Annotated in this window: 6 protein-coding genes; 3 read left to right on the top strand and 3 right to left on the bottom strand. The window is 70.6% G+C overall.

Annotation, left to right across the window (positions count from 1 at the left end):
- Positions 1–105 precede the first annotated feature (105 nt).
- Positions 106–1,203: a calcium:proton antiporter gene (locus ACQKIP_RS33450; protein ID WP_365853087.1), complete on the top strand. Its 1,098-nt coding sequence runs from the start codon at positions 106–108 to the stop codon at positions 1,201–1,203.
- On the opposite strand, the gene ACQKIP_RS33445 is transcribed toward ACQKIP_RS33450, so the two are convergent.
- On the bottom strand, positions 1,193–2,455 hold the full coding sequence (locus tag ACQKIP_RS33445) for an MFS transporter (protein ID WP_365853478.1): 1,263 nt from the start codon (positions 2,453–2,455) through the stop codon (positions 1,193–1,195). The genes ACQKIP_RS33450 and ACQKIP_RS33445 overlap by 11 nt on opposite strands.
- A gap of 151 nt (positions 2,456–2,606) precedes the next feature.
- Here ACQKIP_RS33445 and aroQ point away from each other — a divergent pair, with 151 nt between their 5' ends.
- Positions 2,607–3,068 carry a type II 3-dehydroquinate dehydratase gene (gene aroQ, locus ACQKIP_RS33440; RefSeq protein ID WP_365853089.1) on the top strand — a complete coding sequence of 154 codons (462 nt, stop codon included), beginning with the start codon at positions 2,607–2,609 and terminating at the stop codon, positions 3,066–3,068.
- A 30-nt stretch (positions 3,069–3,098) separates the two neighbouring features.
- On the opposite strand, the gene ACQKIP_RS33435 is transcribed toward aroQ, so the two are convergent.
- Both ACQKIP_RS33435 and ACQKIP_RS33430 read right to left on the bottom strand, forming a co-directional pair.
- Entirely contained in the window at positions 3,099–3,755 is a 657-nt protein-coding gene (locus ACQKIP_RS33435; protein WP_365853091.1) for an MBL fold metallo-hydrolase, read from the bottom strand.
- 10 nt (positions 3,756–3,765) lie between these two features.
- Positions 3,766–4,449, bottom strand: a complete 684-nt coding sequence (locus tag ACQKIP_RS33430; RefSeq protein ID WP_365853093.1) for a maleylpyruvate isomerase family mycothiol-dependent enzyme — start codon at positions 4,447–4,449, stop codon at positions 3,766–3,768.
- A 211-nt stretch (positions 4,450–4,660) separates the two neighbouring features.
- On the opposite strand from ACQKIP_RS33430, the gene uvrA reads away from it, so the two are divergent.
- A complete protein-coding gene (uvrA, locus tag ACQKIP_RS33425; protein ID WP_365853095.1) occupies positions 4,661–7,687 on the top strand; it encodes an excinuclease ABC subunit UvrA in 3,027 nt (1,008 codons plus the stop codon).
- The last annotated feature ends 167 nt before the right edge of the window (positions 7,688–7,854 follow it).

Raw genomic sequence — 7,854 nt, 5'->3', positions numbered from 1 at the left:
CCGCCCGTGTTTGCCCGGCACGCGCGGGCGACGGGACGCGAGGGCGGCCCCACGCACCGCCTTCTGAAGTAGCGGGGCCCCGGCGCCCGGTGCAGCATCGGAGGCATGGTCACTCGGCTCCGGGCGCTCGCCGCACAGTGGACGGCCGTCGTGCCGGTCCTCGCCGTCGTGCTGCTCGCCCTCACCTGGGGGCGCGGTCTGCCGGGCGTGGTCGTCGCCCTGGTGACGCTCGTGCTCGCCGGGGCGGTGCTCGCCGCCGTGCACCACGCCGAGGTGATCGCGCACCGCGTCGGTGAACCCTTCGGCTCGCTCGTCCTCGCGGTCGCCGTGACGATCATCGAGGTCGCGCTGATCGTCACGCTCATGGCGGACGGCGGCGACAAGAGCGCGACGCTGGCCCGCGACACCGTGTTCGCCGCCGTGATGATCACCTGCAACGGCATCGTCGGGCTCTGTCTGCTCGTGGGCGCGCTGCGGCACCGCATCGCCGTCTTCAACCCCGAGGGCACCGGCGCCGCCCTCGCGACCGTCGCCACGCTCGCCGCCCTCAGCCTGGTCCTGCCGACGTTCACCACGAGCAAGCCGGGTCCTGAGTTCTCCACGGCGCAGCTCACCTTCGCCGCGATCGCCTCACTCGTCCTGTACGGGCTCTTCGTGGCGACCCAGACCGTCCGGCACCGCGAGTACTTCCTGCCGATCACACGCAAGGGCGAGGTGATCGACTCCGAGCACGACGAGGGGCCCTCCACCCGGGCCGCCCTGATCAGCTTGGCCCTGCTGGCCCTCGCCCTGGTCGGCGTGGTCGGCCTCGCCAAAGGGGTCTCGCCGACCATCGAGTCCGCCGTGGAGAACGCGGGCATGCCGCACGCCGTGGTCGGCGTGATCATCGCGCTGCTCGTGCTGCTCCCGGAGACCATCGCCGCTCTGCGCGCCACCCGCCGCGACCGGGTGCAGACCAGCCTGAACCTTGCCCTGGGGTCCGCGATGGCCAGCATCGGCCTGACCATTCCGGCCGTCGCGGTCGCCTCGGTCTGGCTCTCCGGGCCGCTGGTGCTCGGCCTCGGCCCGACCCACATGGTGCTGCTCGCGCTGACCGTGATCGTCGGCACGCTCACCGTCGTGCCGGGGCGCGCCACCCTGTTGCAGGGCGGGGTCCACCTGGTGCTCTTCGCGGCTTATCTGGAGCTCGCGGTCACGCCGTGACGGGGGCCGGCTCCGGGACGGGACGCGTCTCGGGCAGCAGCGCGAAGCAGCCCAGGCTCAGCAGGGCCACGGCCGTCAGATAGGCGGCCACGCCCCACGGCGTCCCCTCGCCGTGCGCCACCGCCGTCGCCACGATCGGGGTGAGCGCGCCGCCGAGGACCCCGCCCAGGTTGTAGCCCACCGCGGCGCCTGTGCAGCGCACCCGCGGCTCGTACAGCTCGGGCAGATACGCGGCGATCACGGCGAACATCGTGATGAACGCGAGCATCGCCACCAGGAAGCCGAGGAACATCAGCAGCGGCTCGCCGGTCGCGAGCAGCGCGATCATCGGGAACATCCAGAGCGCGCAGAGCGCACACCCGAGCAGGCACAGGGGCCGCCGTCCGTACCGGTCGCCGAGCAGCGCGGCCACGGGGGTCAGCGCGCCCTTCACCACGACGGCCACCATGATGCAGGCGAGCATGACCGTACGGCTCACGTCGAGCTCTTCCACCGCGTAGGCCAGGGACCACGTCGTCACGGCGTAGAACACGGCGTATCCGACGGCGAGCGCGCCCGCGGTGAGCAGGACGAGCCGCCAGTGGTCGCGCACCACTTCGACGAGCGGCACGCGCGCGTGCTCCCGCAGTCGCAGGAAGCTCGGGCTCTCCGGGAGCGACGTGCGCAGGGCGAGCCCGGCCGCCGCGAGCAGGCCCGCCGCCCAGAACGGAACGCGCCATCCCCAGGAGGTGAACTGCGCGTCGCTGAGGGTCGCCGAGAGCGCCAGCATGATCCCGTTGGCAAGCAGAAAACCGAGCGAGGGCCCCATCTGCGGGAAGCTCGACCACAGCCCGCGCCGCTCGGCGGGCGCGTGCTCGGCGGTAAGCAGCACCGCCCCGCCCCACTCCCCGCCGAGCCCGAGCCCTTGCAGGAACCGCAGCACGAGGAGCAGCACCGGAGCGGCCGTCCCGATCGAGCCGTACGTGGGCACGCAGCCGACGGCGACCGTGGCGAGGCCCGTCAGAAGCAGCGAGCCGACGAGTACGGGGCGCCGCCCGCGCCGGTCACCGATGTGCCCGAAGAGGACGGACCCCAGGGGGCGCGCCACGAAGCCCACTCCGAATGTCGCGAAGGCGGCGAGAGTTCCCGCGAGCGGCGAGAACGTCGGAAAGAACAGGGGCCCCAGGACGAGGGCGGCGGCCGTCCCGTAGATGAAGAAGTCGTAGAACTCGATGGCGGTCCCGGCGAGCGAGGCGGCCGCGAGCCGGGGCAGGGAGGGAGCGCCGCCGGTACCGGCGGCGTCGGCAGTACCAGCAGGACGGGCAGGGGAGTGGATCTTGCGCATGCCGCGTCAACTACCCGCTGTGACGGCCGGTTACGGGGGCGTGCGGGGGCGTGGGGGGCTTCCTCAGTACGCTGACGGCATGACGCGCACTCTTGCCAACGCCCCGATCATGATCCTGAACGGCCCCAATCTGAACCTGCTCGGCCAGCGCCAGCCCGAGATCTACGGCTCCGACACCCTCGCCGACGTCGAGGCGCTGTGCGCCAAGGCGGCAGCGGCGCACGGCGGCACCGTGGACCTGCGCCAGAGCAACCACGAGGGGCAGTTGGTGGACTGGATCCACGAGGCGCGCGAGCACCACGCGGGCATCGTCATCAACCCCGCCGCCTACTCGCACACGTCGGTCGCGATTCTGGACGCGCTCAACACCTGTGACGGAATGCCGGTGGTGGAGGTCCACATCTCGAACATCCATCAGCGCGAGGCCTTCCGGCACCACAGTTACGTCTCCCAGCGCGCCGACGGCGTCATCGCGGGGTGCGGTGTGCAGGGGTACGCGTTCGCGGTGGAGCGGGTGGCGGCGCTGGTCGGCGGGGCCTGAGCCCGGCCCGCGCCGACCGGCGCCTGCGGGTCACCAGCCCCGCTGACGCCACTCGTCCAGGTGCGGGCGCTCGGTGCCGAGGGTCGTGTCGTTCCCGTGGCCCGGATAGACCCAGGTCTCGTCGGGCAGCGCGCCGAAGATCTTCGTCTCGACGTCGTGCAGCAGGCTCGCGAAGGCCTGCGGGTCCTGGTGGGTGTTGCCGATGCCGCCGGGGAAGAGGCAGTCGCCGGTGAAGACGTGCGGGTGGCCGTGCGGGTCGTCGTACACCAGGGCGATCGAGCCCGGCGTGTGGCCCACCAGGTGGCGGGCGGTGAGGGTGACGTGCCCGACGTTCACGGTGTCACCGTCCGTGAGCGGGATGTCCGTGGGCACCGGGATGCCCGCCGTGTCCTCGCGGCCCGCGTAGGTCCGGGCGCCGGTCGCCGCGACGACCTCGGAGAGTGCCTGCCAGTGGTCGCCGTGCTGATGGGTGGTGACGACGGACGTGATGCCGTCGTCACCGATCAGCGTGAGCAGCGTGCGGGCGTCGTTCGCCGCGTCGATCAGGAGCTGCTCGTCCGTGGCGCGGCAGCGCAGCAGATAGGCGTTGTTGTCCATCGGGCCGACGGCGACCTTCGAGATCATCAGGTCCTGCAACTCGTGCACGTCCGCACCGCCGCCGACCTTCACTGCTCCGCTGTACGTCATGCGGTTCAGCCTATAGCGGGGGCAGGGAGGGCAGGAGGCCGCCTTCGGCCGTCAGCGCGGAGCCGTCACGGCGGCCGGCGAGCCAGCCGACCACGTCGGCCGCGGGGCCGGAGACAGTGACCCGGGGATCGCCGTCCCGGCCGGTGCTCCACGCGTGCGTGCCGTCCGTGACGCGGGTCGGCGGCACATCCGGATTCCCGGAGAACCGTGCCGCCAGGAATGCGATCTCCCGCTGCACGAACTCCTCGGGCAGATCCTCGAGCTCGTACCCGATGCCCAGGTCGACATGGTGCAGCTCGGCCTCGACCCACCGCCGGAACGGCACCCGCGACGCGGAGTCCGTCACTCCGTTCCGCATCGTGATCGTGCGGCTCCAGTCGGCCGGGACGGCGGCCTGGGCCTCGAAGCGGTCCGCGGACTCGCGTACGTCGAGAAGCTGCTCGGCCAGCGGCCGGGGCGCGTCCCGCTCGATGTCCGCGTCCCGTGCCTCCCCGCTCACATACATGGGCCGTCCGGCGAGAACATTGACGAGCGCGTCCGCGTTACGGGCGACGTGGGCGAGGACGTGACCGCGGGTCCAGCCCGGCAGCCGTGACGGCTCGGCGGTCGAATCGTTGTTCAGTTTCGCGGCTGCGTCGAGCAGCCGGTCGGTCGCGTCACGTACAGACGCCAGGTCGCGCACATGATCAATCATGCGCCCGACGATAGTCGCGCCACACGTTCGGGTGAAGGTGTCAGAGCGCCACCGCAAATCGAATGCACGTGCTATATGGTCGGGTGCGGCATCGGGCATTCTTGAAGGTCCGGCTTTGTTATCAACCAGGGCATCCGCCCCGGCGTTGTCAGTGGCTCGCCCTAGTCTGTTTGCGACGGGGGTCCCGCCCCTGTCACTTCTCTCAAGAAAGGTGCGGACCGGCGTGGCCGACCGTCTCATCGTCCGTGGCGCGCGCGAGCACAATCTCAAGAACGTCTCGCTCGACCTCCCGCGCGACTCCCTCATCGTCTTCACCGGGCTCTCCGGGTCGGGCAAGTCCTCGCTCGCGTTCGACACGATCTTCGCCGAGGGCCAGCGGCGGTACGTGGAGTCGCTTTCCTCGTACGCCCGGCAGTTCCTCGGCCAGATGGACAAGCCGGACGTCGACTTCATCGAGGGCCTCTCGCCCGCGGTCTCCATCGACCAGAAGTCGACCTCGCGCAACCCGCGCTCCACGGTCGGCACCATCACCGAGGTCTACGACTACCTCCGCCTGCTCTTCGCGCGCATCGGCAAGCCGCACTGCCCCGAGTGCGCGCGGCCCATCTCCCGGCAGTCGCCGCAGGCCATCGTCGACAAGGTCCTCGACCTGCCCGAGGGCAGCCGCTTCCAGGTCCTCTCGCCGCTGGTGCGCGAGCGCAAGGGCGAGTTCGTCGACCTCTTCGCCGACCTCCAGACCAAGGGGTACAGCCGTGCCCGGGTCGACGGCACGACGATCCAGCTCTCCGAGCCGCCCGCGCTGAAGAAGCAGGAGAAGCACACCATCGAGGTGGTCATCGACCGCCTCACGGTGAAGGAGTCCGCCAAGCGCCGCCTGACCGACTCCGTGGAGACCGCGCTCGGCCTCGCCGGGGGCATGGTCGTGCTCGACTTCGTCGACCTCCCCGAGGACGACCCCGAGCGCGAGCGGATGTACTCGGAGCACCTGTACTGCCCGTACGACGACCTGTCCTTCGAAGAGCTCGAGCCCCGCTCCTTCTCCTTCAACTCGCCCTTCGGCGCCTGCCCGGACTGCTCCGGCATCGGCACGCGCATGGAGGTCGACCCCGAGCTGATCGTCCCGGACGAGGACAAGTCGCTCGACGAGGGCGCCATCCACCCGTGGTCGCACGGCCACACCAAGGACTACTTCGCGCGGCTTGTCGGCGCGCTCGCCGACGCCCTCGGCTTCTCCACCGACATGCCCTGGGCCGGACTCCCGCAGCGCGCCAAGAAGGCCCTCCTGAACGGCCACAAGACGCAGATCGAGGTCCGCTACAGGAACCGGTACGGCCGCGAGCGGCGCTACACCACCGCCTTCGAAGGCGCCGTCCCCTTCGTCAAGCGCCGCCACAGCGAGGCCGAGAGCGACTCCAGCCGCGAGCGCTTCGAGGGCTACATGCGCGAGGTGCCCTGCCCCACCTGTGAGGGCACGCGCCTGAAGCCCATCGTCCTCGCCGTCACGGTCATGGGCCGGTCCATCGCCGAGGTCTCGGCGATGTCGATCAGCGACTGCGCCGACTTCCTCGCCCAGCTGAAGCTGGGCGCCCGCGACAAGAAGATCGCCGAGCGCGTCCTGAAGGAGGTCAACGAACGGCTGAAGTTCCTGGTCGACGTCGGCCTGGACTACCTCTCGCTGAACCGCGCGGCCGGCACCCTCTCCGGAGGCGAGGCCCAGCGCATCCGCCTGGCCACCCAGATCGGCTCGGGCCTCGTCGGCGTCCTGTACGTCCTGGACGAGCCGTCCATCGGCCTGCACCAGCGCGACAACCACCGCCTGATCGAGACCCTCGTGCGCCTGCGCGACATGGGCAACACGCTCATCGTCGTCGAGCACGACGAGGACACCATCAAGGTCGCCGACTGGGTCGTCGACATCGGCCCCGGCGCGGGCGAGCACGGCGGCAAGGTCGTGCACAGCGGCTCCATGAAGGAGCTCCTGGCCAACGACAAGTCGATCACCGGTCAGTACCTCGCGGGCAAGAGGTCCATCCCGGTGCCCGACCTGCGCCGCCCCGCGGACCCCTCCCGCAGGCTGACGGTGCACGGCGCCCGGGAGAACAACCTCCAGGACATCGACGTCTCCTTCCCGCTCGGTGTCCTCACCGCGGTCACCGGTGTCTCGGGCTCCGGCAAGTCGACGCTGGTCAACGACATCCTCTACACGCACCTGGCCCGCGAGCTGAACGGCGCCAAGTCCGTCCCGGGCCGGCACACGCGCGTGCAGGGCGACGACCTCGTCGACAAGGTCGTGCACGTGGACCAGTCGCCCATCGGCCGCACGCCGCGGTCGAACCCCGCGACGTACACCGGAGTCTTCGACCACGTCCGCAGGCTGTTCGCGGAGACGATGGAGGCGAAGGTCCGCGGCTATCTCCCCGGCCGCTTCTCCTTCAACGTCAAGGGCGGTCGCTGCGAGAACTGCTCCGGTGACGGCACCATCAAGATCGAGATGAACTTCCTCCCGGATGTGTACGTCCCCTGCGAGGTCTGCCACGGGGCGCGCTACAACCGCGAGACGCTGGACGTCCACTACAAGGGCAAGTCCATCGCCGAGGTCCTGGACATGCCGATCGAGGAGGCGCTCGACTTCTTCGAGGCGGTGCCGGCCATCTCCCGCCACCTGCGCACGCTCAACGACGTGGGCCTCGGGTACGTCCGGCTCGGCCAGCCCGCGCCGACGCTCTCCGGCGGTGAGGCCCAGCGCGTGAAGCTGGCCTCCGAGCTCCAGAAGCGCTCGACGGGCCGGACCGTCTATGTCCTCGACGAGCCGACCACCGGTCTGCACTTCGAGGACATCAGCAAGCTGATCACGGTCCTGTCCGGCCTGGTCGACAAGGGCAACACGGTCATCGTCATCGAGCACAACCTCGACGTCATCAAGACCGCGGACTGGGTCGTCGACATGGGCCCCGAGGGCGGCAACGGCGGCGGTCTCGTCGTCGCCGAGGGCACGCCCGAGGAGGTCGCGGGGGTCCCGACGAGCCACACCGGCAAGTTCCTGCGGGACATCCTGGCGGCTGACCGGATCAGCGACGGGTCCTCGCAGGGGCGTAAGCGGGCGGTCTCCGCGGCGGTGAAGAAGCCGGCGGCGGCTAAGGCCCCAGCCAAGAAGGCCCCCGCCAAGAAGACCGCGGCCAAGACGACCACTGCCAAGAAGGCTGCTCCGAAGAAGGTGGCCAAGGCCCGTAAAAGCTGACGGGTAGCCGTTTGCCTCTGCGGGTGCGTCGTGGCCGGTCGCGCAGTTCCCCGCGCCCCTTCGGGGGCGTTCGAACGGGCCGCGGGGCCACGGGTTTACCCCAGTGCCCCCGCCCCCGGCCCGGGGGGGCCGGGGGGCGCGAGGGTAAGGAAAGGACCGGAAAGGGC

It is taken from the genome of Streptomyces sp. NPDC059900 (genome assembly GCF_050270335.1).
Taxonomy (GTDB): domain Bacteria; phylum Actinomycetota; class Actinomycetes; order Streptomycetales; family Streptomycetaceae; genus Streptomyces.
This window is presented reverse-complemented; position numbering and strand designations above follow the sequence as displayed.

Excerpts from the sequence above, each read along its gene's own strand:
- aroQ (WP_365853089.1), top strand. The coding sequence starts at position 2,607 with ATGACGCGCACTCTTGCCAACGCCCCGATCATGATCCTGAACGGCCCC.
- ACQKIP_RS33435 (WP_365853091.1), bottom strand. The coding sequence starts at position 3,755 with ATGACGTACAGCGGAGCAGTGAAGGTCGGCGGCGGTGCGGACGTGCAC.
- ACQKIP_RS33430 (WP_365853093.1), bottom strand. The coding sequence starts at position 4,449 with ATGATTGATCATGTGCGCGACCTGGCGTCTGTACGTGACGCGACCGAC.
- ACQKIP_RS33450 (WP_365853087.1), top strand. The coding sequence starts at position 106 with ATGGTCACTCGGCTCCGGGCGCTCGCCGCACAGTGGACGGCCGTCGTG.